We start from the raw sequence: 24836 nt of genomic DNA on the forward strand, positions 1-24836 counted from the left end.
CGACGCGGCCGGCCTGACGCTCAATCCGATCGACCTCGACCTCGGCAGTTGGCCGCGCCGTGGCATCGATCTCAATCCGTACCTCGAACCCAGCAGCGCGCAACGCCGCCGCAGTGCTCTCGATCAAGTGCAACTTCGGCGCCCGATCCCGGCTCCCGCGGATACCCCAGGTCCCGAGCGAACGAAACCACCGCCACCCCATTGCTTTCAACGCCTCGTTCGTACCATCGCCGCGCGACGTCCCCTCTATCAAGGTCCCTTCGCCGCACTATGTGAAATCGTCACCATGCCAGAACAACTCAAAACAAGGGGCAGATGTCAGTCCGCCCTTCAACAGGACAACACCGAATCTACCCCACGCACCGTCAAAAACAGTCCCTGAACAGTGAAAACGTCCCCGGCACCCGGTGCCGGGGACGTTTGTGTCTAGCTCTAGCGACTGACTGACGCTGTAACCGACTGACTATCTCAGCGTTGAGATCGGCGTTTCCGCGGTCCAGATCCGCCCAAGGACTGCTTCCGGACGCTGTCGAGTGTCGCCCACAGCGCTTCGTTGTCCAGATCGCTTCGGTGCTTCTCGATGGCCGACACGAGCTCGTCAATCACTGCCCGAGCCGGCGGATTGAACGTCATTGCTGCCGCACCCGCCCAGGCGAGCGGTTCGTCCTCGCGCTTCAGGATCCGGTCGAGCGCACCCTCACACCGGTCGAAGAACTTCTCGGTGCGCTTAGTCTGATTGTCATCCTGATCGTTGGCTTCGAGCGCTCCCTCAGCGAGATCGAGAAATCCATTGATGATCCCCGTCGCGCGGTCACGCAGCACCGGGTCGAACCCGAGCGATGACCAGAATCCGTTCCACCGCGTGCGGTAACTGTGGTCCGAACTGAGCGGCACAAGGTGGTCGCGTATCAGCCGGCCGAGGCTGTTCTCGTCCAGCTCACGCAGCTGACGCGCCAAGAGTGCTGGCTTCGATGCCTCGGGCAACGGCTGCGGATCTTTCACGCGCAACCATGGGCGCGGCCCCACCGAATCGATCACGGCAGTGAGCGGCCCGACGATGACCACGAAAGATCGACCTTACGACGGTGCGAGCTCTCGGCGTGATCATCGAGCACGAACTCCGAAAGCAGCGCCTTGGCTCGTTGCTCGACGAAGCTGGCTTCGTTGTCCATGTTCATACCCTTCTCGTTTGTCATCTCAACTCCTTCGACACAGCTAACACCGACAGATCGACCGCCGGCGCGTCGTTCGACCACACATGTGTACGACCAACAGGAAGCAACTCCGGTAGCGGGTGCAACCTCCACGGCTCGATCTCATCGAGCACTTCCTGAGCAAGCACCACACCATGGAAACGCGTCGGCACCGTCGTGACATCGACAATGGAGCCCCGGCGCCGGCACTCGTTCATCGAGCGGGCCGAACCGTTGCTGATCACAACCTGCTTCCAGGGCTTGCCAGTGATGTCAAGAATCGCCACGACGTGTGGCTCGAGCCAACCCCGCTCACGCCAAACAGGCAAAACTCCTTTGTCCTTCGGGAGAGCGATCTGGGCGATCGCCTCGCGGGCGTAGTCGGCCTGCTGCCGGCCCCGCAACTCAGACTCGGCGGCCGGCAGACGCAGCTGCTCGAGTCGACGATGTGGGACGGCCGCCAACTGTCGGTTGGAGCCGGCCAACCATCGCCTAACGGTGCGCGACGAGATATGCATAGCGTCCGCGACCGCCTGCGCGTCAACACTTCCACGCGCCGTTTCGCCGTAACAGGTCCGGAGCATCGCCTCGAGACGTTTGCGCGTCCAGCGAGGTCCTCGATGTACGACCACAACTACCGTTCCAGGTCGAAGCTGTTAATTTGAAAGAACTCCCACCCACCGACGTAGTCCTGCGCTCGCGTGTTCATCCAGTCGGTCATTCCCTTGTCGCCACCGCGTTCATACGCACTCCACATCGCCTCGACCTGGTCGGGCGTCAGCGTCAAGGTGATCAGCCGATCGCGGGCATACTCCCGCGGTCCCGGACCCTGAACAGCATCGATCCTGATCTTGCCGCCGTATTTGGCCAGCGCCTTACCTTGTTTGCTGCTTCGCATAGTCGACATCGCCGCGCGACGTGCGCTCTGCGTAGATGGCGCGCGTTTGGCCTTGTGGGCTAGGGCTTTGAGGGTCTCGGCTCGTGGTTTGGCGATTCGCTGCCGACCTTCCGGGGCCAGCCAGCGTTCCACGGTGCGTCGAGAGACCCCAAGATCGCGTGCTGCGGCGGCAGTGTTGATCTCGCTCCGTTTGCCGGGCCCGTAAGCGGCAAGCAGCTGAGCCTTGAGGTTGGCGGATCCAGGTCGACCGGAAGTGTCGGCGCCTCGGCGTCCGGTCAGCTTGCCGAAGAATTCCGATTGTTGCTTTCCGCGCTCAGCGCGCAGCACTTCACGCACCGCTGTCTGGGTAACACGAAGTTCCTTGGCGGCTCTTGCGACATTGATCTGGTTGTCCACCACAGAGCCGTAGTCCGCCAGACTGTCGGCGATCCGCGAATAGGCAGTGCGGTTGAGGGGTTTCCGTGCCATCACGAGTCACTTCCAGCGCTGATGTTGGCGGACATCCACTCAGCCGGTGCGATCAGATCCGACTTGCCCCGGTAGCCCTTGCTGTCCAGGTACTGCTGATGTTCGGCGAGGAGTGCGGATCCTTCCGGCTTGTACTGGCCGAAACCACGTCCGAATTGCTTCGGTCCTCCAGGCCACGCCCGCTGGGGATCGGATTCATCCGACACGTAGAGCACGGTGTCCTTGGTGACTGCGACGGGCCATTGTCCGGTGTCTTCGCCGATCTGAGCTATCCGGTACATGATGTTGGCCCGCGACTTGGCGACGATGTGGTGGTGACGCTCTGGTGAATATCCTGGGCGTCCTGCCAAGTGCAGATCGGAATTGAGAATGCCGATCGTGTGCGTATAGATGACTTTGTTCTGTTCGCGAGCCAACTGCGCGTCGAGATCGTCCTTGACGTCCAAGGCGGTGCGCGCATCCCGGATCCGTTCGTACCACGGGACGAGGACCCGTCCGTGGTCAGGCCACACGTAGGCCTCCAGAATCTCTGGTTCGTACCCGAGACTGCTGGCGCGTTCGAGGGTGGGTGTAGTCACCCACTTTGGCTCAGAAATTGACAAGCCCATCGGGTTGAGTGGATTCGGGAGCCGCCAGTCCGCGCAGTCGGGGATCTCCACGAGCCAGTACCCGGGGAGCTTGCGATCGAACGGTAGTCCGTTCGAATGATGCACAGGTTCGCCGATTGGAAGTTCGAGGCCGGCGATTCCTGCCGCGTACGACCCGCCGCGGTCGAAGGCATGGACGTAACGGCACTTCGCTTCGTCGTCAGACAAGGTCCGTGACCAGTCGATATCCGCTTCGAAGATCTGGAACTTCTTGGCGAACTCGGCATCGGAGGATGCGAATACGCGCTTCCACTCCTTCGGCCGAGCGGCGATCATCAGGTCGATGCCCGTCGATGCCGGGCTCACAGCCCAGGGGAAACGCAGAGCACCTGCAAGCAGTGACAGGCGCCGCGCCAGAACGGCGGGTGCCGGCGAGTCACCAAGAATGGGCATCTCCTTGGGGTCTTGGCTCATGCCGGAGACCAGTGCCACCCAGACACCACGCGTCTCGCCCTTCCACACGCGGGTCCAAGTGCCGAGCCGGTCCCCCTCCTTGCCGCCGAGCTGCCAGCCCTCGGAGAGAGCCTCTGTGACGAACGGAGATTGTGCGGTCAGTTCCTTGATCCGGTCGTTTCGGTTGCGCTTGCCCAAACTGCTGGTGTCGATTCCCACGTGCTGCGCCATCGCGTCGGTGATCCAGATCTGCCCAGGCACCGACCATTTGTCTGACGTCCACGTGCCGAGGTTCAACGTCGCTACGAGTTCCGCGACATCGCCGACATGGGTGATCGGCGCGGCAAGGTCGTGACGGGTGCCATCGGGTAGCCATGCGCCATCGACGTCGAGTACTGCCGCGGGTGCGGTGAAGGTGGTCGGTGCTTCTCCTGCTGCAGGATTCGGCGCCGGGGTTGTCGTGGTCGGCTGCTGCGTGGTCTCCGCCGTCGCGACGATGGCCGGCGTTGCTGCAGCAGTGTCAGGAGACGTCGTTTCGACGGGAGCCGACTCCAGCTCGTCCACAACCATTGGCGAATCCTGTCCGACTGTGTCGCCGGTTGCTGCAGCTGCAGATCGGGTGGCGGCGGTGCTCTGCCACCAGCAGGGAAGGTGCATCACCAAGCCGTCGATCTGCCATCCGGCGTCCTCGCCGCCGCACAGGGCGCAGGTGGAAACCGGTGAAATCTGCACTCCATCAGCGAAATGCCCCTCGGCATCGGTCTCGATAGCCATCTCAGGCTCCTGTTCGGAATGAGAGCTGGTCAGGCTCATGATTTCGTTGGACGAATCACCCGAAGCTACGCCGGGCGCTGGACTGTTCAGATCGGCGAGCCAACCGTCGAACAGAGCCGGACCGCTGGGTACATCAGGCGTGGACGAGTCGCTGGAATCGCCGCCGGGTGTCGGGTCACTTGATCCTGCATCGCTGGTTACTTGGTCTTCCGGATCATCGCTACCGAGTAACTTGTGTAGCCGCAGTGCAACCATGCGCTGCCTGCGGTTTTCGCACTTGACCATCCGCTGCACCGTGTACCGCGGCATCCGGCCTTTCCGTTCCTCCGCGATCAGCACGCCCTCGTCATAGAGAGCCCTCAAGGCGGTACCACGATCGATCTGCAAGGTATCGGTCATCGTCTGACCAGTGGCCTTCAACACCTGTTCGAGGGCCATCGGGTCCAACAAGACTTGTGGTTGACCATCGCACGGCCGCGGGTTAGCGACGACATATCCCAACCGAACGCCTCGACCTTCCGCACGCCATCGAGGGGTGCCGTCGGATGTTTCACCCACCACACTGCGCCGCCATCCAAGACATGCAGCCATCGACCAATCCGCTGGAGCTTGCCCCGTGTCGACGTCTTCCACGTAGGCGTGACCATTTCTCAGTGCGTGTACCAACAACTCCCGTACTCGCGCACCGGTCCGCATGGGCAGATCTGGGTCAGTCGCCGCAGCAGCGGCATCAGACAAGCCCATCGTGACCAGGTCCCCGACCTGCGCGACTTCGTTCTCTGTTAACGCTCCGACATCAACAAGGAAACGTGACATCGCATGCCAGCCCGCCCACAGAGACCCCAAAGCGTCTGCCTGACGAACACTTTCACCACTCGTGCGCAAACGCTCGCTATACCGCTCACCTTCGGCAAACGCCTCAGCGCGGACACTATCCAACCGAGGACATAACCACTGCAGGTACGTGGCCATCAACAAGGCACGGCCATGACGGGAATGCGCAGTATCGAGTTCCTTCAAAACATCCAGTTCGATTTCCCGCGCCTGCAACGGCACCACGAGCATCCGCTGAGCTGCAGATCCTGGCCGCGGCATGATCTCGGAGGTAACCAACGCAGACGCGCGTGGCGGGGTTCCGTCCAGAACACCGAGACCATCACGTGTGCTTCTCGAGCGTTGCTCACCGTTGTGCACCATGCGAGCGAACTCTTCGAGCGCCTTCTGCGCAGTCCCGAAATCTCGAGTTGGTGCGACATCGTCCGCCCAGTACAGAGCGTCTTTTGCGGCGTTAAGCTTGATACGCAATGCATTCAATGTGTCGCCGTTGCCCGACATCGATGTCGCCGGTCGCCGGCGATCCCATTTCTCTCCCCAGTGGTGCATCGCCAATGACGCGAGTGATGTCTTGTAGCTGTTAGGCGATCCGACCAACGTAAGAACCCACGGGGTCGGACCCAATGCGGACCTAAATACCTGCCCAAGTAGAGCGGCCGAAACCCGCGTCGGGGTGCGTTCGAGCATCGAGCCGGAATGAAGAAGGAATGCTTCTCGGATCCTTACTGGGTCGGGCGTCGGTGCGGGAAGGTCATACATCTTCAGGGGGCCGGTCAGCAGAACGGGGGCTACCCGTCCGCCGTTCTCGTCGATGGCTCCCCCAGCATGAACGAAGAACCACTTTCCCTGATCATCGCGGCGCCACCCGGTGGAGCGGTAACGCACCACCCGTTGGATTTCGCGCCCACCTGCGCCCTTGAGTGCATCTCGCAGCTTCGCCACACCGCTGGGGCGAGAGTCGTACGCAGGCGGACCTGGCAAGGTATCGACCCAGCCGCAATCCCGGTACTCCTTCGCCGGGATCCGAATCCGCAGAAACTCTCGGCTCTCCGGATGGGTGTAGCCGATAACCACTGCGGTGAGTTCTTGAGGTGCGGCGGGGTTGACTTCACTCTGACCGGCCATCGCCGCTCGGCCCATCAACTCCGGCTCGTCGACGTCAATACCCGCCTCGGCAATTTCGAGATACTCCATCTCAACGATCCGGGCATCGAGGTCCAGTACGAGTTTCGCCTGTTGATCACCGCTCTTGGTCGTGACGATTTCGACCAAGTTCCCGTCAATGATCCGATACACCGGAGCGATAACATTTCGCCCCCGGATCGTGTTCAGCGGCGTAACGAGGCTTTCCGAGCCAGACCGGACCGACTGTGAATCAACTGGGCTGAGCGACTCCTGAACCGCACCCGGTACGGGCTCAAGCTCGGGATCTTGCAGAATCGGCGGAATGGGAACTCGCGCGACATCGTGTGCCGCTCGCGCTGCAACACGCGCAGCACGCCATGCGGTCATGGCATTCTCGACCGCTTCTCCCGCCCAATCGGTGCCTTCAGCCGCGGCCTGCTGTCGAACTTTGTCCAGAAGTTCAGTCAGATCTTCGAAACGTCGCTCCGATTCGAGCGCCCAACGTTGTGCGCGTCGGAACTCTTCGTCTCCGTCCCGCCCATCTGCACGATCAGCTCTGGCGGTCGCCTCTGCCAGCGCAAGTTCGATTAGTGCTTGCTTCTCGATTACGTCGGCAGCAAAGCCGTGGGCAGCGACCTCCCCAGGCCGAACAGGGATCAGACCACCCCACCTCGAGTCGGTCAACCATTGACCGCCATCGACGTGGTCAGTGAAATCAGATTTAGGTGCCGCCGGTGCGGACAGCAAGAGCTGGACCTGGGCACCACTGCCACCCAATAGAGATGCGAGTTCGATACCCCGCTTCCATCCGACGGAGTCGCGATCAAGCACTACGCGAACCTCAGCGCCTTCGAAAAGGTCAGCACACGAGAGAGGGAAGTTCAGTCCGCCTTGAGCATTGGTCGTGGCAACCAGTCCAAGCGACTCGGCTGTCTCGACATCCTTCTCCCCCTCGAGTAACCACACAGGCGAATGGCTCGAGATTGCCGACAGCAGTTCCGGCAGTCGATACAAGACCGGTTCAAAACCCTCCGGCTTACGCTTGCGCCGGGTCCCTGCGGCATCCACGAAAACCTGTCGGAACTGCTTGTGCCGGCCAGCTTCACAGCTCGTGCATTCCTCTCGGATCACCTCCTGCACCAAGGCACCGTCGGCTGATACGTACGGGTAGACCTTGACCCGATCCCACCGGTGTTGCGCGTCCGGTGTTACGTCTGGGAACGCGATTCGGGCGGGCAGTCGTCCTCCCTTCGGCCTACGCCGCCCAGCACCACGTTGGTGCGGAGATCGGCCTACGCGTGTGAGCGCGTCGCGACCAAACAGCGGTTCGTCGAAGAGATCGGTCATCGACAACCCAAGGCCGTCGGCGATCTCCGAGACGGGAGCTTCACAGCCGTGGCAGTGAAGCAGCACCATTCCTCCCCGATGCCCATCGACCCAGGTCACTGACATCGACGCGTGACGGTCGCCATGTATTGGGCACCGTGCCATCAGTTGGGTAGAGCCGCGTTCGGTCACCCCGCCATTGCGTTCGGCAGCAGCACGAACCCGGTCGAATGACGACATCCGGCCGTTCTCAATAGCTCCAGCAGTGATAGCAGTCACGAAGCCGCCTCAGACACACGCGCCAGGAGATCTGGCAAGCGCGGTGCGGCCCGGGTTAGTATGGGCACAGGTCCCCTCCAGGACTCGTATTTATGAACAAGGTCCCCTCCAGGACTCAGTTCGTAATCAACGGATCGAAGGACCCCCGCAGGCCGCCAAGCAGTGGGGGTCTTTCGCTATTTATGGCCAGGTCATGCCGAGATTGAAAGTTCATTGTCGGACGAATCGCAGACCGCGTAGCGCTCGTCGTGGGCCCGTAGTTTTTCCGGGTCCAACTTCTTAAGGATGTAGTCGGGGACATCCAGGTTGTACGCACGGGCCATGACGAGCAGGGCGTAGTCGCCCAGCTCAAGTCCGAGCTCTTCGGCGCGTGCTTCGTAGAAGCTGTGCTGTTGAAGGGGTGCACGAACTGATATGCACTTGCGCGTTCCCTTGTGTGGCCGTCCCATGCGATGAGCCTAAACAGAAACTGCTTCGGAAACGTCGAAGGTCGTGTTGTCGGTGTGTCGCCGTTCATCGTGCATCCCCTCACCTTCACCAAAAATCCGCTTCTGGTTAGAGGAAGATCCTTCGGCCCAACGCTGTGTGACAGATGGGAAACAAGATCTTCGTCGCCGCATCATGCCGCGGAGCATGGACTGTTTCACCAAACTCGCCCGACCGCGGTTTCAGATGAACAACTACCCCTACGTGTGACCTGCGGGGCCAATCGGTGGGGAGTGGGGGGAGTGGGAAGAAATGCCTGATCAAACGGTAAAACCCACTCCCCACGGCGGTGGGGAGTGGGGTGGGGAGTGGGGTGGGGAGCGGGTTCAAAGACACCCGAAGTGCCTTCGCGTGCACCACCGATGAGCTGTCGGGAATCGACTGAGAGGTAGGCGGCGAGGTTCTACTCCCCCGTCGCCCTACCCCATCGTCACTAGCGAGACACCGTCCGAAGATGTAGCGACAAGACACCAGCAAGAAGCCGGCTCCGGGACTTCGACCCGACCACCTTCACCTGAGCATCAAGCCAGTCCCGCTGAGCCGTCGTGAACCGGAACCACGTCTCAACGGGACCCTTGACCGCAAATGGCTCCTGATGCACGGGGATCCCGGCCGCGGATCGCCCGGCCACCGGCTGGAACAGGCTACGAAGGCCCGCGATCCCCACAGAATCGAAGGCCTCGATAACGACATCAGCGTGATCACATCTACGCTCGGCCGCGCGGCTCTGCAGTGCATCACGCGTGGCGCGATCCAGGTAAGCCGTCACGGTCACCTTCCCAATTTCCGTCGGAGGTTCGACATCATCGTCGGTGACCGGGGTCGGGTCCGGGGCCGGCTCATAAATGGGAGCCTGCTTCTCGGTCGGTGTGGGTGTGGGTGGTGGGGTTGGTTCTGGCTTACTGACCGGCTCGGAGCGAACGGGCACGGGCACCGTAGAAGTAGGCGCGGGTGATTCGGCCAGAGCTTGTGGCGGCTCCTGCGCTGCAGGCGCCTTCTCGACAGGCCGCGACTCCTCCGCGGCTGGTTCTACCTCGGTGACCGGGGTAGAGCGCCGCGGCTGGGTGGGGCTGCCAGCAGTCGGAAGGAGGCCGGCCAAACCCTCCGCTCGGTTACCTTTCGGAGCGAAAGCACTGGCAAGGCTCTTGCGGCGAGGAGTGCTGGTTTCGGTCATGCCGAAGCCACCTCCTCGCTGATGGTCGACAGGCGCACGAGGATTTCGCGTGTCAGTTCTGCGTAGTCCTCGGCCAACCCGGACGCATTGCGCGAAAGTATCTGATCCGTCGGTTTGGCGCCCTTCTTCAAAGCGGCGAAACGTGCGACTTTGGCGACTTCGGTCTGCTGTTCCAGCTCATGGACCAACAAGCCCTCCCGGCGGGCATCATAGGCAGTAGATTCCATCGTCCGGATCCGGGATTCGAAGATCGGGGCGGCATCCCCGATCATCTCGTTGACGGATTGACGGATCTTCGCCGTGAGCTTGGTTGAGCGCGAGCCCACACCGAACAAGCAAATACCTGCCAACTGCAGCCGCGGGTTGACAGCTGGCAGATTACGGTCTGGATCACCATCCCGTGTCGCCGAGAACTGGCCGGCAATAGTTTCCAACCCGTCGAGGCTTGCGTCGTCCGCCCTGACCGGGATGACCACAGCCTGGACGACCTCCATCAGTGCCTCCATGATGGTCAAATCACCGGGCGGAGTGTCGAAGATGATCACGTCATAGTTGTGCGCAACCTGCAGGAGCATGGCGCGAACGAGCTGTCCGAGCCGCTTACCACCCTGACGCTGCTGCCGGGAAACCATGACGGCCGCCAGGTCGAACATCGCGGGACCACCCGGCACCACGTCGAGATTCTCGCGGCCCCCGACATTGTGGACGATCGGAGGCGCGGACCCTTGCAGGAGCGCGGTGAACAGTTCAGATCCGTCTCGCTTGTCGTAGCCCAGATCGCGGCACAGGTTCCCCTGGGGGTCGAAGTCACCGATCAGAACTCGGTATCCGGCGGCGGCAAGGAGTCCGCCGCAGTTGGCGGCACAGCTTGTCTTTCCCACTCCCCCCTTGCCGTTGAAGAATCCGAACGACACCGGCAGTTCCTGCTGCTCCGCAGTTGAGGTCTCGACGACATGCATGGACATGGCAGTTCTCCCATTGGACTTTGGTTGTGACGAGTGGTTCCCAGTGAAGCTAGCAGGATTCCTGGACAACTTGCTGTATGCCACGCGGGGTGAACCGTAGGTAGATCTGCGTGAGCAAACGCGTGAGATGCGACGGGGTCAACCGTATGAGGTAAGGCGGGTGGTCAAGCGTGGACTAAAGCGTGATGTCTGACGTGCTTATAGGCATGGCAGACAGCGTGAGAACAAGCGTGAGAACAGGCGTGTAGGCCAGTGGGAAAACACGCGGATCTAGCTGCAGGTAGCAACGCGGGTATTCATGCGTGTGAATTCGCCTGGCGACAAGCGGCAACTGCGACGGGACATAATGCGGTGGTTAACGCGTGTAATGCGGCATGGATAGCTACGTGACATCATGCGTGAAGATTTGCGTGAAGCCACGCATGGTGTCATGCAGGATGCTGAGCGGGACAACCTACGTGGACGTAGGCGTGATTAACCGCGATGGATTGCACGTGATTGCATGCCGGTAACCACACGTGTTGGAGTAAGTGATCAGACACGGGAGGCGATGCCGGTACGCGCGCGTGAACTTGACCCTGTCGTCAATGCGGGCAACACCACTGGTTGTAATACGTGAGCAGTTCCGTGCGCCGCTGCTGGTTCGAGCACGAGGGGGTGAACTGAATCAGATGCGTGATGGGGTGCCGTAATTCGGTGCTAGGCACAGTGCGTGAGAGCACACTGGCGCCCGAGCGGAAAACTCTGCGGATCGAACGTCGAGTGCGGCACAGGGCAAATGCCTCGTTGGGATGGGTCTACGCGCGTGAACGTATGGGGAAGCCGTTGCGTGAACACATGCGTGAAGAGGTACAGACTTGCGCTCTACCTGTACTGATGCGGTGTTCTGCGGGGATCGCCGACGCCGCCGCGCTGGCTTCGTTGGAGGTCTACCCGATGACTGAGGCCCGCCACAGTGAAGACGCCGATCGCATCGGCAATGTCCTGAGCTCGACGATGTCCGTCGAGCTCGACAACGAGGTCGATCAAGGTGTCCTCGAGAATGTTCTCGGCGGCCGTGTACAGGTCCCAGAGTTGCTTGAGCTCCCAGGCCCGGATCAAAGGGTTCGAGAAGTAGAGGCCGTCGACAATCCGTTGAACCCGATCCACCTGGGTGTTTGTTCTATCTGCAGGGCTCGACCAGGTCGCGAAGTGAGAGCTGGCCGAACAGTCGTCGACTGTCGAGTCCAGTTCGATGGCGACAGCGACCCAGGAAGTTGGGCAGATGGACCGACGCGCCTGCCTTGCAGCCTCTCCGAACGCGCGTTGGCAGACTGCGGCGTACTCAGTGGCAGCACGCCGGCCCAGATTCAGCTCGCGCAGATCCATCAGTGAGGTGAAGTCCTGGCGCCCGTGCGTGAATTCTGTAGCCGCGAGGAGCGCCTCACTGCCACTCCATTGAAAGCGAGACTGTCTGTATTGATCGCGGTGCCAGCGCAGATCTTCGATCCACGGACGGCCAAGCTCGAGGCCCTCACCGTTTGGCACCGTCATACGAACATGATGACATCGGGCGATAGGTGTGTCATCCATAGTTATGCAATCGTCCCAAACGTTTCTAAGGCGTAGCTCTAGCGCACAACACATAGATACCGAGCATGAAATCAAAGCATCTAGAAAAACGCGCAGCTAGTGCAACATGTGCCTCCCTGAAGCGTCCAAATAGCATACCAACAGCGTCCCACACTCGATTATTAGTACAAGCCGACGTGACTGTCAGTCATCCCATAGCTCTAACAAAACCAATTAAATACAAAACTGGGACGGTTATGGGACGCGTCTGGGATGAGTTTGAGGCCGATTGCGCTGCGCTAGTCGATACCGCTCATGCGAAGTTGCGCTACTCTCTTCGGCGTATGTCAGTGTTGGTCTATGTTCTTCTTACAACGTCACGTTTAACGTTGAAAGCGCGCCCTTCATGCACTGTTGGTCGTATGCACTGTTGGTCGAAGTAGTCCAGGGCGGGCTGTATAAAGCACATCAAGATCATTTGGGTTCGAGCGAGCGCGCCTCGCTCCCTGTTCAGCATCGGAGTACATCGTCGTGACGCAGGAACATGGTCAACCTCAAGCCACCGGGGGACACCGTCCGTTAGCTTCGACCTTTCGGTCACCGGCTGCTCGATCGGTCGAACACATCGCATCCCAGTTCATTGAGGGTGGGGAGGATTCGGGAGTTGACGAGCCGTCTCGAGAAGCGCCACCCGAACGAGGGCCCGTGGTGACGGATCCGGACAGCGGAGGGAAGTCGTCCAGCGTTCGAGTGCCGGCAAAGTGCCACGCGAAACTCGAGCAACTTCGCGAGCAGACAGGAATGACCAACGGTCAGATCTTCATTGTCGCGATCGAGGCGACGCACGACCGTCTGCCCGAGTTGTTGTATCCCGGCGGCCGAATCGGGGGAGGGCTATTCGCACCCCGAGGTATTCGCGCCAAAACGTCACGTGACGATTCCGAGACGCAAGTGACATACCGCCTGTTCAAAGCGGACTTCGATGTCATCGATCAACTTGTCATCGATCTTGCCGCGAAGTCGCGGTCGCATCTGATCACAGCGGCCCTGACGGGGTACTTCTTCGGGGACGACGAACGCACACAGGCGGCAGAGTAGCGCCGACGAGCCCTACTTCTTGTTCGCGACTACCCAGAGCGCAAGGACAATCATCGGCGCAACAGCGACGGGGACGGCCAGAAGTGAGTGGACGGTCGTCCCGGGTGCGGCGACACCATCGATCGCACTGACTAGAAGGGCCGCAAGAACCCACAACCCTGCAATATGACGGCCGCGAAGGCGCCGGAAGATTCCGAGGATTCGCGGTGGGATCTGGAGATCGCGTAGCATCTGGCTCTCAGTTCGTCATCGGGTCGACACTGGCACTCCGACCCCCAGCTGCGAAATGTTCGAGCGCGTCGAAGCAAGCGGCGGCCGCCTTTGCCATCTGAGCGGCGCTGTGGCGGGCGTTCCTGACCGAAACGCCCCAGAGGTTGCACGTCTGTTCGGCAGTGGGTGTGTGAGTCGGTGGTATCCCTAGAGCGCCAGCTGTCAATTGCCTGATATCAGCGCTCTGATACCAGGTGGGGGAGAGGTTGACCTCGGCGAACAGTAGCGCATGCTCGTCGGGGTGGAATCCGCCGGCGATGTGCCCCTCCATGCTCCTCGCGAGAGTCCGGAGACCGAGTACCGCAGTTGCGTCCTCTGTGAGCTCGCTGTGACTCGGAGAGGTGATGTTCCAGTACCTTCCGGTGCTCGTGTCGATGGCAGCGATGTCCCTTACCTGGGGAATACCGTCACCGACTGACGTCGTCACGTGTACGACGAACAGATCGCGACCATGGTATTCAAACGGTGAAGGGGGAGCCATGGCGTGCAGGGTAAGTGCGGTCCTGGACTGCTTCGCGTAAGAAGTGCATCGCCCGGGAGCCGCACCAAATATTGCTGGGCTCCCGCGCCTCAGCTGCGCCCTGTGCACACTGAGAAGTCCGTTGGCGGCTCGATGATAAACCGAGCGCAGCTCAAACGAGTTCTTCGCACCGGCGAATACATTCGCGCAATGGATACCGCACAACCATTTCGTCTGATGTGATGCGCGGGTGACGACTCCAACTTCGCCAGGCTGGTATCCGGATCCGGCGAACCCACGCCTCGCCCGCTGGTACAGCGGCACCGAGTGGACGGAGCAAACTCGTACCATCCCGCCGGCCCACCAGATTGCGAGTCCGGAAGCGGCGCCCAGCATCGGCGGACCCAGACGGCACACCATGACCGATGCACAAGGCAGACGCATGCGCGGGATTCTATGGTTCCTCGGCAGCATTGCAGCCATCATCCTCTTGGCATCCGGAGTCGGCGTTGACCTCTCGGGAATTCAGGTCATCTTCTGGGTCTTCGTGCTCGGCATCGCCGCACTCGCAGTTCTCGTGGTCCGCGCTCTCGTCAGACTCGGCGACAGACGTCCTACCCCCGTGCACGTTGTCGTCGCGCCGGCGCCGGGTCTCACTGCTGGTTGGTACCCGGACCAGCAAGACGCGAGCCTTGTCCGGTGGCACGACGGCACACAATGGACGTTGCACACCCAACCAGCGAACACCATGCCGCCACGTGGTAGCTGAGATCACCGTCGACATGGGGCGGAAACCCTCGGAATGGGGCGTACGACGTGTACCGGCATTTGAAGCCGCTTTGCGGTACCTGCCGATACATTCAAACGACCTATACCGTACGTCCGGTTCGTCTGGTTTGATGCGGACGTGACGACACCGACACCCTCAGCAGGCTGGCATCCCGACCCGGAGGGTCGACCTCAGCTTCGCTGGTGGGATGGCAAGCAGTGGACATCTGCTACGAAGGCAATTCCAAACCGCCCAGGCCCCGGCGGTGGGCCGACGACTCCAACTGTCGACCCCGCGGCGCGTAAGCGCGGCAACAAGATTGCCGCAGGCGTGCTTGGCGTGATCGTCCTCGCCTTCGTTGCGTTCGGCATTTTCGGCGGCGACTCGGAGGACGACACGGCCAGCGCGGCCGAGGTGACCACCACGAAGACGCCGGCTGCCGCGGAGACAACCACTAAGTCCGCTGCCGAGGTGTCTGCATCGCAGGCCGCCTCGTCATCCCGTACGGCCGCAGCCGCGGCCGCGGCCGCGGCAGAGGCGGAGAAGAGACGTCAGGCAGAGGCGGCACGGCTTGACCCGAACACCTATGAAACTCTCGGCGAGCGCGATTTCGCACTCCTCGCCAAGAACCCCGACAGCTTTGTTGGCCGGAAGATCACCGTGTACGGCGTCGTGATGCAGGCCGACGCCGCGACCGGCAACAAGCAGTTCCTTGCGCGGACCGCCGCGGAGCCCATGGGCGCGTCGTACAACTACGACCAAACCACCCTGATCACTACTCAAGACCCGAGCATTATCGCGAACATCGTCGAGGACGACTTTGTGACCATGCACGTCGAGGTGTCGGGTTCGTACACCTATGACACCAAGATCGGTGGCAGCAACACCGTTCCGGAATTTAAGATCAACATCATCAACGTCACCGGTTAGACGCGACAGGAGTCCTCCCGCCCGCCTGCGACAGGAACGCCCCCGCCCCGCTGGGTGGGGGCGTTAAAAAGTGGGTCAGTGCCAGGAGTTCCACCAGAGAACTATGGGCACTAGCCAGGGTTGCCATCCAGCTGGTTCCCAACCCGTACCTGTGGAATGAACTCTCGGTCGGGTGTGACCTGCCGCTTGGGAGACGATACATATCCGACCATCGATGAAACTCGTTGTGGGCCACTCCGTACCTAATTCTCGTCCCGCCGGGGGAAACTACATCCATGACGTCACCCGATCCTGTGAGCCGGCCTAGACCTCGGTTCAAAAAGAGACAAGAGCCGGCGGCCGCCTCAGCTGATCCGGAGAGCCTATTCGGTGATCTGCCACGCACACCGCATGGTGTTGGCGCACTTTGGTCCCACCAAGCAGACCAACTCCGGACCTACTCCAAGAAGCACCAGAAATCCCCCGACGTTGCACTTGAGCTCCCAACGGGATCTGGCAAGACGTTGGTCGGATTGCTCATCGCTGAGTGGCGACGCCGTGCGTTGCGCGAAAGAGTGGTCTACGCGTGCCCGACAAAGCAACTGGCAAGACAGGTGCTGGAAAAGGCAAAGCAACAAGGCATCCAGCCTGTTCTGCTAATTGGTTCTCATTGGAATTGGCCGCGGAGCGACGTAGCTCGTTACACCAGTGGTGCCGCGATCGCAATCACTACCTACAGCTCAATCTTCAACAGCAACTCACATCTAGGAGATGCTCAGACGCTTTTGTTCGACGATGCGCATGCAGCAGAGGGCTATGTTGCTGAAGCGTGGTCGGTGAGCGTTAAACGTGACGATCCGCAGTACACAGCATTGCTCGACGCATTTCGTCCAGTCGTTGATTCCAGCTTCCTCAACAGGATGGCCGCCGATACCGCAGCGGATAGCGCGGAGGTACGCCTCCTGCCCATAGGAGCCATCGCCAGCAACCTCGAAAGCATTGACGACGTCTTGAGGACGATCAGCGACAACAGAAAGTACGCATTCGGTATGTTGCAGCCGAACCTTGCGTCATGTCTGTTCTACGTGGCTCGCAGTGGTGTCTACATCCGTCCCCTGATCCCGCCGACGTTCGCGCATGATGCCTTTACCGGTCCGACGCAGCGCGTCTATCTGTCAGCCAGCCTCGGTGATGCCGGCGAGCTCGAGCGGGCGTTCGGACGTGTCCCAATCGACCGCGTGCCTGTCCCTCCGGCATGGGATCGGACCGGCAGTGGCCGCAGGTTCTTCGTCTTCCCGGAACTTGCAGAGGCGCCGACTGACCCGAAGGGAATGGTTGTTTCACCGGCGCCCGCCGCCACAGAGCCCGCCAACTCCGAGCAGTCGGCCATCTCTGACGATTCCGTCACGCTAGAGGGCGTTACTGCAGCGTTGCTCAATCTCGCGAAGAAGAGGCTGATCCTCACTCCCGACGACAAGAGTGCCGACGAAATCGCTAATCGTCTCCAAGTACCGCAGGCAGAACGCTTCACCGCCAAGACCGACTCTGGACTCGCCCCGTTCCTCAAGGCCGAGAGTGGAACGCTTCTGGCACCGAACCGCTACGACGGGATGGATCTCTCCGCGGAGACGTGTCGATTGATGCTGATGGCAGGCCTTCCGATCGCCTCGCTGTCAGCGGTCATGTAATTCCCCAGATTGAGGGGTTTGTCCGTCACATAATTCCCCACCCCGCCGTCACGTAATTCCCCACCCCTGGGGCGTGTCGGCCGGGGGTTCGGGTGCTGCTGCAGGTTCGCTCCTGACTGGGTCACCGACAACGGGGCCCGGGAAGGGGCCTGACGGTGGCGAGGAGAACGTGGACGATGATCGATCTGATGGAGTTGTTCCGGCATTGGCATGCCGGCCGGTCCCAGGTGCAGATCGCGGAGGCCTTGGATATCGACCGAAAAACCATCCGGAAATACCTGGCTCCCGCCGTGGCGGCGGGGTTGACACCGGGCGAGGGAGGGACGTTCGACGAGCCGCTCTGGTGGGAGCTGATCACCGGATGGTTCCCGGAGGTCGGCGACCCGGCGGCGCGGGCGGTGACATGGCCGGCGATCGCCGCGCACCACGACTGGATCGACGGGCAGCTGACGGCGTCGGTGACGGTAGCGACGATTGCGCAACGCCTGCGCGACGACCACGGCGTCGCGGTGTCGGAATCGACCGTACGACGGTATGTGGCAGCACAATTCGCCGAGAAGGTGGCGGAGTCGAAGGTGACTGTGGCCCGTGGCGCGGTCCCGCCTGGCGACGAGGCCTTATGTGGAGTTCCACATAAAGTTTCCTATGAGGAGCCCGACAATATGCGGCGTCCGCCCGGTCGCGTCGACGCGGGCCTGGTCAGGCGTCAGCATTGAGCGGATCGATCCGCATAGTCACGGCGCGCTGCGGCGGGCAGGCTTCGCCTCTCAGGAAGTTTCGAGAGGAGTTAACGATGGCTATGACAGGTCCGCTGGCGCCGTGGGCGCCGGGGATGGCGGAGTGGTTGACGAGGCTGGGTTACACGCCCCGATTGGTTGAGCGGCATCTGCAGCTGGCCGGCGGGTTGAGCAAGTTCCTGCACCGGCGCGGCCTGACCGCGAGCGACCTGAGTCAGGAGTTGATCGAGCAATTCGCTGCCGCGCGTCGAGCGAAGAACCGCTCGCGGCGGCCCACAGCGAGATCGTTGTCCTGGCTCGTTGACTACCTGAGCGACATCGGCGTGGCTACCGCGCCGGCTGCTCTGCCGGTGCGGTCTGAGCAGCAGGTGTTGATCGAGCGTTACCGGGACTACCTCACGGTGGAGCGCGGTCTGGTGCCGGACACGGCAGCCAACTACGTGCCGGTCGTGACGCTGTTCCTGGCAGCCCACCCGGTCCGCGAACTGCACGAGCTGAGCGCTGCCGACGTGAGCGAATTCATGACCTCGCAGTGCCGGCAGGTCAGCACCCGAGGAGCCGAACGCCTCGCTACCGGGCTGCGGTCGTTCCTTGGCTTCGCCCTGGTCGAGGGGTTGATCAGCGTGTCGCTGGTTGGCGCGGTCCCATCGGTGGCGCGGTGGAGCGGCGCCACGCTGCCCCGCGGCCTGACCTCGACGCAGGTCGCGGCGTTGCTGTCCAGCTGCGACCGGCGGCGCCCGCTCGGGCGGCGCGACTACGCGATCTTGCTGCTGCTCGTGCGGCTCGGGCTACGCGCCGCCGAGGTGTCCGCGCTTCGCCTGGACGACATCGACTGGCGGACCGGCGAGATCGTCGTGCGCGGCAAGGGCCGCACCGAGGAACGCCTGCCGCTGCCGCCGGACGTGGGAGCGGCCATCGCCGCATACCTGCGCCGGGGGCGCCCACGCCGGCCCGAGCGAGAAGTGTTCCTCCGCGCGTGCGCCCCGCTCCGTGGGCTGACCCCGGACGGGGTGAGCGAGGTAGCGCGGGCCGCGAGCGAACGTGCCGGGCTGGGCAGCTTCGGCTCCCACCGCCTTCGCCACACGGCCGGGACGCAGCTGCTGCAGGCGGGCGCCTCGCTTCCCGAGGTGGCGGAAGTGTTGCGCCACCACACCATCGCGACCACGGCGATCTACGCCAAGGTCGATCATCTGGCTCTGCGCGACCTCGCCACACCCTGGCCGGGTGGTGCCCGATGACCGACTATCGCAGCGCGGCGGCGGACTACCTGGCCACCCGCCGCGCCATGGGCTACAAACTCGTCTACCAAGGCCAGATGCTCGCACAGTTCGTGGCCTACCTGGACACCGTCGGCGCCGAGCACCTGACGATCAACCATGCCGTGGACTGGGCCAAGCAACCATCGAGTGCGAAGCGCACGTGGTGGGCGGTCAGGCTGAGCACCGTCCGAGCCTTCGCCCGCTACCTCAGCGCGTTTGATCCGGCCACCGAGATTCCCCCTGCTGGTCTGATCCCCGCGCCCAGTCACCGGATCGTGCCCTACATCTACACCGACGACGACATCGCCGAGCTCCTCACGGCGGCAGGTCGCCTGCCCACCGTGCATCGCGCGGACACCTATCAGACCTTGATCGGGCTCGTCGCCGTCACCGGCATCAGAGAGGGGGAGGCGGTCCGCCTCGATCGCGACGATGTGGACCTCCAGCAGGGGCTGCTGACCATCCGCAACAGCAAGTACGGCAAGTCCCGCCAAATCCCCGTGCACCCGAGCACCGTCGAGGCGCTCGCCGGCTACGCCCACCGCCGCGACGCACGACGATACCGCCACGACGGAAGACAGCATCACCACCCACCAAGCAGCACAAGCTTTTTCACCTCCACAACAGGAACAAGGCTGCTGCGCGACAACGTCAGCACCGTGTTCCCGCGCCTGGTGCGCGAGTCAGGGCTGGCCGGTTCTGGCCATCATCGCCCTCCCCGGTTGCACGACCTGCGACACAGCTTCGCCGTGAACACCTTGATCCGCTGGTACCGGCAAGGCCTGGACGTCGAGCAACGGCTGCCGCTGCTGTCCACCTACCTGGGCCACGTCGCACCGAAATCCACCTACTGGTACATGACGGCGGTCCCCGAGTTGCTCGAACTCATCGCCGACCGGCTCGACGCGATCGAGGTGCAGCCATGAGCACGCTCGCCCCACTGCTGCAGGCGTTCTTCACCGAACACTTGATCGGTCAGCGCGATGCCAGCCCGCATACCGTGGCCTCCTATCGCGACGCGATCTGCCTCCTGTTGCGGTTCGCGCAGCGCCGCACCGGCAAAGCACCACACCAGTTGGACATCGACGACCTCGACGCACCGCTGATCGGCGCGTTCCTGAGCCACCTGCAGACCGAACGCGGCGCCAGCGTCCGCACCCGCAATGCCAGACTCACCGCCGTTCGGTCGCTGTTCCGTTTCGCCGCCTACCGCCACCCCGAATCCGCCGCGGTGATCCAACGCGTGCTTGCGATCCCGCCCAAGCGCACCAACCGGGCCCTGATCACCTACCTCACCGACGCCGAGATGCAAGCGCTACTCGCGGCGCCGGACCGCTTGACCAGGATCGGGCGACGTGATCACGCACTGTTGCTGCTCGCCCTCGAAACCGGGCTGCGGGTCAGCGAACTCACCGCCCTGACCTGCGGCGCCGTCCATCTCGGCGCAGGCGCACACGTGCGCTGCCTCGGCAAAGGCCGCAAGGAGCGGATCACGCCACTGCGCCGGCAGACCCGACTGCTACTGCAAGCCTGGCTAATCGAGCGAGCCGGGGCGCCCGACGATCCACTGTTCCCAGGCCCCTCCGGCAGACCGCTCAGCCGCGACGCAATCCGGCGCCTCGTCGACCGTCACGTCGCGGCCGCTGCAGCGTCCTCCTGCCCATCGCTGACAGGAAAGACAGTCAGCCCCCACACCCTGCGACACAGCTGCGCCATGACCCTCCGACGGCACGGCGTCGATGCCGCCACTATCGCCCTCTGGCTCGGACACGAAGACATCCGCACCACCTACAGCGTCTATATGCACGCCGACCTCGACCTCAAAGAGAAGGCGCTCGCCCGGACCGCCCCGCCAGGCACGCCAACAGGGCGCTACCACCCACCCGATGCGCTCCTCGCCTTCCTCGAAAGCCTCTGAATATGCGGACTCAAACCAATATCAGATCCCCGCCGACCAGGCCCGCGTCGACGCGACCGGGCGGACGCCGCATATTCTCGGGCTCCTCATAGGAGGCCCAGGTCGACTACGGCAAGCTCGGCATGTGGCGCAACCCGGCCACCGACCGGCGGGTGGCGGTGTGGGCGTTCGCGATTATCCTGTCCTGCTCACGGATGCTGTTCGTGCAGCCGGTGCTGCGGATGGATCAGTCTTCGTGGTGCGCCTCGCACGTGGCGGCGTTCGAGTTCTTCGGCGGCACGCCAGCCCGGATCGTGTGCGACAACCTCAAAACCGGGGTCGACCGGCCTGACCTGTATGACCCGAAGATCAACCGCGCCTACGCCGAACTCGCCGCCTACTACCGGGTGTTGATCGACCCCGCCCGCGCCGGAAAACCCAAGGATAAACCCAGGATCGAGCGCCCGATGCCCTATATCCGCGACTCGTACTTCAAGGGCCGCGAGTTCACCTCACTGGCGCAGATGCAGGACGCCGCCCTGGCCTGGTGCACCGACGTCTACGGGCTCCACAATCACCGTGGTCTCGACGGTGCGCAACCCGCGGCGGTGTTCGACGCCATCGAAAGGCGCACTCTCACAGCACTTCCTCCGAAACCGTTCGAGCTGGTCCTCTATCAGGTCGGGAAGGTCGCCCCGGACTGTCACGTCAAGGCCGGCAAGGCCCTGTATTCGGTGCCCTGGCGGCTGATCGGCCAGCAGGTGCTGGTCCGCACCTGCGGCGACGTGGTGCAGATCTTCCACACCGAGCAGGTGCCGCCACGCATGTGCTGCACCTGTCGGGGCGGTCGACGAACCCCGAGCACTACCCGCCGCACAAGATCGCCTACACGCTGCAGACCGTGGTCTGGTGTCGGGCGCAGGCCGAGCAGATCGGTCCCGGCGCCGTCGCGGTCGTTGCCGAGTTGTCGCAGGTCAACGCGCTGCACCGGCTGCGGGCGATCCAGGGCATCGTCCGGCTGCGGGACCGCTACGACGACGCCCGCCTGGACGCGGCCTGCGCCCGCGCCCTCGAGGTCGGTGACCCCAGCTACCGCACCGTCAAGGGCATCCTCGCCGCCGGCACCGAACACGACGGACAGCCCGCACCGGCCCCTACGCCGGCGCCGGCGTTCCTGCGCGGACCCGACGCCTTCGACACCGAACGCACCGCCTGAAGTGTTGAACGCTGCACCGACGCATGCTGCACACCAATTACTTTCATCAGACCACTAGGAATCGTCATGACCATTCACGACCCCAGCCTGCGGGCTGCGCTGAAGACGTTGAAGTTGACCGGGATGCTCGACACGCTCGACGCCCGGCTCGCTCAGACCCGGGACGGGCAGCTCGGACACCTCGAGTTCCTGCAAGTGCTGTGCGAGGATGAGATCGCCCGCCGGGAAACCGCGGCGCTGGCCCGTCGGCTGCGACGAGCGCGGTTCGAGCAACCGGCCACGTTCGAGGACTTCGATTTCACCGCGAATCCGAAACTTCCGGCGGCGATGCTGCGGGACCTGGCCGCCCTGCGCTGGCTCGATGCCGGCGAGTCGGTGATCCTCTACGGTCCCGTTGGAGTAGGCAAAACCCATGTGGCACAAGCGCTTGGGCATCACGTCGCCCGCCGCGGCGGGGACGTGCGGTTCGTCAAGTGCTCCCGCATGCTCGCCGACCTCGCCGGCGGCCATGCCGACCGCACCATCGGTCAGCGGATGCGCGAATACACCCGGCCGCTGGTGTTGATTATCGATGATTTTGCGATGCGTGAGCACACCACCACCCAGTCCGATGACCTCTACGATCTGGTTTCCGATCGCGCCATCGCCGGCAAACCGCTGATTCTGACGAGCAACCGCGCCCCGAAGGACTGGTACCCGCTGTTCCCGAACCCGGTCGTCGCCGAGTCGCTCCTCGACCGGCTCATCAACACCAGCCATCAAACCCTGATGGACGGACCGTCCTACCGACCCCGCAAACGACCCGGACACCGCACCGCCGGCGCAACCTGACCCGCACCCCGCCCGCTCGGGTTACCCTCGACTCAGCACGCCCGAGCATGGGGAATTACGTGACGGACACCCCTGGGGAATTACGTGACGGTCGACACCTCGCATCTTCAAGACCGATTTCTTGAAAGCAAGCTTCGAGCCGGTGAGGTTCTCCATGAGCGCATTCGAACGCGCGTACTCCAAGGAGCTGGCCGGTGTACCCGCGGACCGAATGACTGGGCCGTCGTAGTCGTCCAAGGTCAAGATCTTCTCAATTTTCTGTCGCGGCGAGAAGTCGTGGAATCCCTGCCCGTGGAACTACAAGCGGAAATTGCCTTCGGAATCGAAGTCAGCGAAGTACCCGCCGACGACCTGGTCCTTCTAGCTGAGAGCGCACTGGAGCAGGATGACATTTGGCAAACGGATGCAGAGCCCGATCTTGCCCAGCGACGGAAGGATGCAACCAGAAAACCCGCAGAGAACATCGAAGTGTTAGCTGCCAGCGCACGCCGCGAGGTACGGGCATGGACACTTGTATGGAAGCAGGAATGGGAGGCCGCTGCTCGGGCTGCTGTCGACGTCTTGGACAACCTTCCACCCGTCAAGATGCGCCCGTACAGGGCCTTCTGGGCCTACTTGGGTAGCGCGTGGTCAGCTCTTGCTGCCGCAGAGAACGGGGACGACGCCGCCTCCGTTGACAGAGCCTCTCAGCTCCTTCGAACGGCCCACAAGGAGGCAGAGGGAACGACCTGGCTCAAAGAAGTTCAGCCCCTCCCATCGGCGCCGATCGATGACGACCCGGTGGACGCCGAAGGTATCGAAAACATCATGAGCAAGTTGACCAGTGGTTCGCTTGCCTCGCCCACCAAGTTCAGCAAGCGATCCTCCACAATGCTTGCGGATCTCTCTCAAAAGAAGGCACCACCATACGAGCAGGCGTTGGTGGAGCTCGGCGTCTTCCTTGGTGCGTCCGAATCCTTCAAACCGGCGGGCCAGGGTCGTGCAGACGCCGTGTGGATCTGGGAATCAGCCTGGATGACGGTGGAGGCAAAGAGCGAATCCGACGAAGAGGGTTTGCTCAGCATGGAGTATGTGCGGAAAGCCGACACTCAAATGGATTCGGTTATCGCGGACCGCGGTGAAGACGGGGCACCACCGGGCAGCGTTTCTCTAATCGTTTCGCCTCGCCGAGTGGTAGATCCGGATGCTGTCAATATCGCCCGGCCACATCTGTATTTGGTGAGCTCGGAATTGGTACTCAGCCTCGCCCATGACGTTGTCCGTGCGTGGAAGGAACTGCGGGGGGTCGCTCCCGGGGTGGAAGGCGAGACACTGCGGGAGGCCGCCGCGAAGGTGTTCTGGGAGCACCGGGTCCTACCGACGCAGATCAAGGAGAGACTGACGCGAGAACCAATCAGAGGAACTACCTGAGAGGCAGACAGAGGTGTCGCAGACATGAACGCCAGTCTGCGACACCTTGCCTTCTCATCGCTCGTGTCCCTGGTCGTGTGCTCTCCCTCGAGACGAGGTTTCGGCGCGGGTTCTAGATTTCGGAGGCATCGCCGGGCGTATCAAGTCCTGCCAGCCGACGGCCTCGCAAGCGTCCGCGA

General features: G+C 62.5%; 19 protein-coding genes and 4 pseudogenes. 14 read left to right on the top strand and 9 right to left on the bottom strand.

The window, feature by feature from the left end; genetic code table 11:
* Window positions 1–382: hypothetical protein (locus tag JWS13_RS02255; protein WP_206004285.1), on the top strand; the 382-nt coding region annotated here is incomplete at its 5' end.
* An 86-nt stretch (window positions 383–468) separates the two neighbouring features.
* Here JWS13_RS02255 and JWS13_RS02260 read toward each other — a convergent pair.
* The 8 genes from JWS13_RS02260 to JWS13_RS02295 form a co-directional block, all read right to left on the bottom strand.
* Window positions 469–1065 carry a hypothetical protein gene (locus JWS13_RS02260; RefSeq protein ID WP_206004287.1) on the bottom strand — a complete coding sequence of 199 codons (597 nt, stop codon included), beginning with the start codon at window positions 1063–1065 and terminating at the stop codon, window positions 469–471.
* On the bottom strand, window positions 1035–1196 hold the full coding sequence (locus JWS13_RS02265; protein WP_155756151.1) for a hypothetical protein: 162 nt from the start codon (window positions 1194–1196) through the stop codon (window positions 1035–1037). The genes JWS13_RS02260 and JWS13_RS02265 overlap by 31 nt, the downstream gene beginning before the upstream one ends.
* A complete protein-coding gene (locus JWS13_RS02270; RefSeq protein ID WP_235214911.1) occupies window positions 1193–1678 on the bottom strand; it encodes a hypothetical protein in 486 nt (161 codons plus the stop codon). Before JWS13_RS02270 ends, JWS13_RS02265 begins: the two co-directional genes overlap by 4 nt.
* A gap of 149 nt (window positions 1679–1827) precedes the next feature.
* Window positions 1828–2559 (bottom strand): terminal protein, encoded by a 732-nt coding sequence (locus JWS13_RS02275; RefSeq protein ID WP_206004290.1) that lies wholly within the window; start codon window positions 2557–2559, stop codon window positions 1828–1830.
* Window positions 2559–7937 carry a telomere-binding protein gene (locus tag JWS13_RS02280; RefSeq protein WP_206004292.1) on the bottom strand — a complete coding sequence of 1793 codons (5379 nt, stop codon included), beginning with the start codon at window positions 7935–7937 and terminating at the stop codon, window positions 2559–2561. The genes JWS13_RS02275 and JWS13_RS02280 overlap by 1 nt, the downstream gene beginning before the upstream one ends.
* A gap of 191 nt (window positions 7938–8128) precedes the next feature.
* Entirely contained in the window at window positions 8129–8386 is a 258-nt protein-coding gene (locus tag JWS13_RS02285) for a hypothetical protein (RefSeq protein ID WP_011599879.1), read from the bottom strand.
* A gap of 1207 nt (window positions 8387–9593) precedes the next feature.
* Window positions 9594–10562, bottom strand: a complete 969-nt coding sequence (locus JWS13_RS02290; protein WP_005574273.1) for a ParA family protein — start codon at window positions 10560–10562, stop codon at window positions 9594–9596.
* A gap of 864 nt (window positions 10563–11426) precedes the next feature.
* Window positions 11427–12095 carry a hypothetical protein gene (locus tag JWS13_RS02295; RefSeq protein WP_206004294.1) on the bottom strand — a complete coding sequence of 223 codons (669 nt, stop codon included), beginning with the start codon at window positions 12093–12095 and terminating at the stop codon, window positions 11427–11429.
* Window positions 12096–12644: 549 nt separating this feature from the next.
* Here JWS13_RS02295 and JWS13_RS02300 point away from each other — a divergent pair.
* Complete coding sequence (locus JWS13_RS02300; RefSeq protein WP_241032021.1) at window positions 12645–13211, top strand: hypothetical protein; 567 nt, start codon at window positions 12645–12647, stop codon at window positions 13209–13211.
* A gap of 238 nt (window positions 13212–13449) precedes the next feature.
* On the opposite strand, the gene JWS13_RS02305 is transcribed toward JWS13_RS02300, so the two are convergent.
* Window positions 13450–13908, bottom strand: a complete 459-nt coding sequence (locus JWS13_RS02305) for a hypothetical protein (protein WP_241032022.1) — start codon at window positions 13906–13908, stop codon at window positions 13450–13452.
* A gap of 283 nt (window positions 13909–14191) precedes the next feature.
* On the opposite strand from JWS13_RS02305, the pseudogene JWS13_RS45310 reads away from it, so the two are divergent.
* The 12 genes and pseudogenes from JWS13_RS45310 to JWS13_RS02355 all read left to right on the top strand — a co-directional run.
* Window positions 14192–14290: pseudogene (locus JWS13_RS45310) on the top strand (DUF2510 domain-containing protein); the annotation flags it as partial.
* A gap of 69 nt (window positions 14291–14359) precedes the next feature.
* Window positions 14360–14710: a DUF2510 domain-containing protein gene (locus JWS13_RS02310; RefSeq protein WP_241032056.1), complete on the top strand. Its 351-nt coding sequence runs from the start codon at window positions 14360–14362 to the stop codon at window positions 14708–14710.
* Between the two features lie 138 nt (window positions 14711–14848).
* A pseudogene (locus JWS13_RS45315) lies at window positions 14849–14953 on the top strand (DUF2510 domain-containing protein); the annotation flags it as partial.
* Window positions 14954–15049: 96 nt separating this feature from the next.
* Window positions 15050–15640 (top strand): DUF2510 domain-containing protein, encoded by a 591-nt coding sequence (locus tag JWS13_RS02315; RefSeq protein WP_241032068.1) that lies wholly within the window; start codon window positions 15050–15052, stop codon window positions 15638–15640.
* A gap of 275 nt (window positions 15641–15915) precedes the next feature.
* On the top strand, window positions 15916–17307 hold the full coding sequence (locus JWS13_RS02320) for a DEAD/DEAH box helicase (RefSeq protein ID WP_206004299.1): 1392 nt from the start codon (window positions 15916–15918) through the stop codon (window positions 17305–17307).
* A 176-nt stretch (window positions 17308–17483) separates the two neighbouring features.
* Window positions 17484–17978: pseudogene (locus JWS13_RS02325) on the top strand (IS21 family transposase); the annotation flags it as partial.
* 122 nt (window positions 17979–18100) lie between these two features.
* Complete coding sequence (locus JWS13_RS02330) at window positions 18101–19282, top strand: tyrosine-type recombinase/integrase (RefSeq protein WP_005242907.1); 1182 nt, start codon at window positions 18101–18103, stop codon at window positions 19280–19282.
* The gene (locus tag JWS13_RS02335; protein WP_005242909.1) at window positions 19279–20229 is read left to right on the top strand and encodes a tyrosine-type recombinase/integrase; all 951 of its coding nucleotides are present in this window, start codon (window positions 19279–19281) and stop codon (window positions 20227–20229) included. Before JWS13_RS02330 ends, JWS13_RS02335 begins: the two co-directional genes overlap by 4 nt.
* Entirely contained in the window at window positions 20226–21221 is a 996-nt protein-coding gene (locus JWS13_RS02340; RefSeq protein WP_206004301.1) for a tyrosine-type recombinase/integrase, read from the top strand. The genes JWS13_RS02335 and JWS13_RS02340 overlap by 4 nt, the downstream gene beginning before the upstream one ends.
* A gap of 92 nt (window positions 21222–21313) precedes the next feature.
* Window positions 21314–22416, top strand: a pseudogene (locus JWS13_RS02345) (IS21/IS408/IS1162 family transposase); the annotation flags it as partial.
* 66 nt (window positions 22417–22482) lie between these two features.
* A complete protein-coding gene (gene istB, locus JWS13_RS02350; RefSeq protein WP_005242901.1) occupies window positions 22483–23247 on the top strand; it encodes an IS21-like element helper ATPase IstB in 765 nt (254 codons plus the stop codon).
* Between the two features lie 84 nt (window positions 23248–23331).
* Entirely contained in the window at window positions 23332–24657 is a 1326-nt protein-coding gene (locus JWS13_RS02355) for a hypothetical protein (RefSeq protein WP_206004303.1), read from the top strand.
* Window positions 24658–24836: the final 179 nt, after the last annotated feature.

This window comes from Rhodococcus pseudokoreensis, assembly GCF_017068395.1.
Classification (GTDB): domain Bacteria; phylum Actinomycetota; class Actinomycetes; order Mycobacteriales; family Mycobacteriaceae; genus Rhodococcus_F; species Rhodococcus_F pseudokoreensis.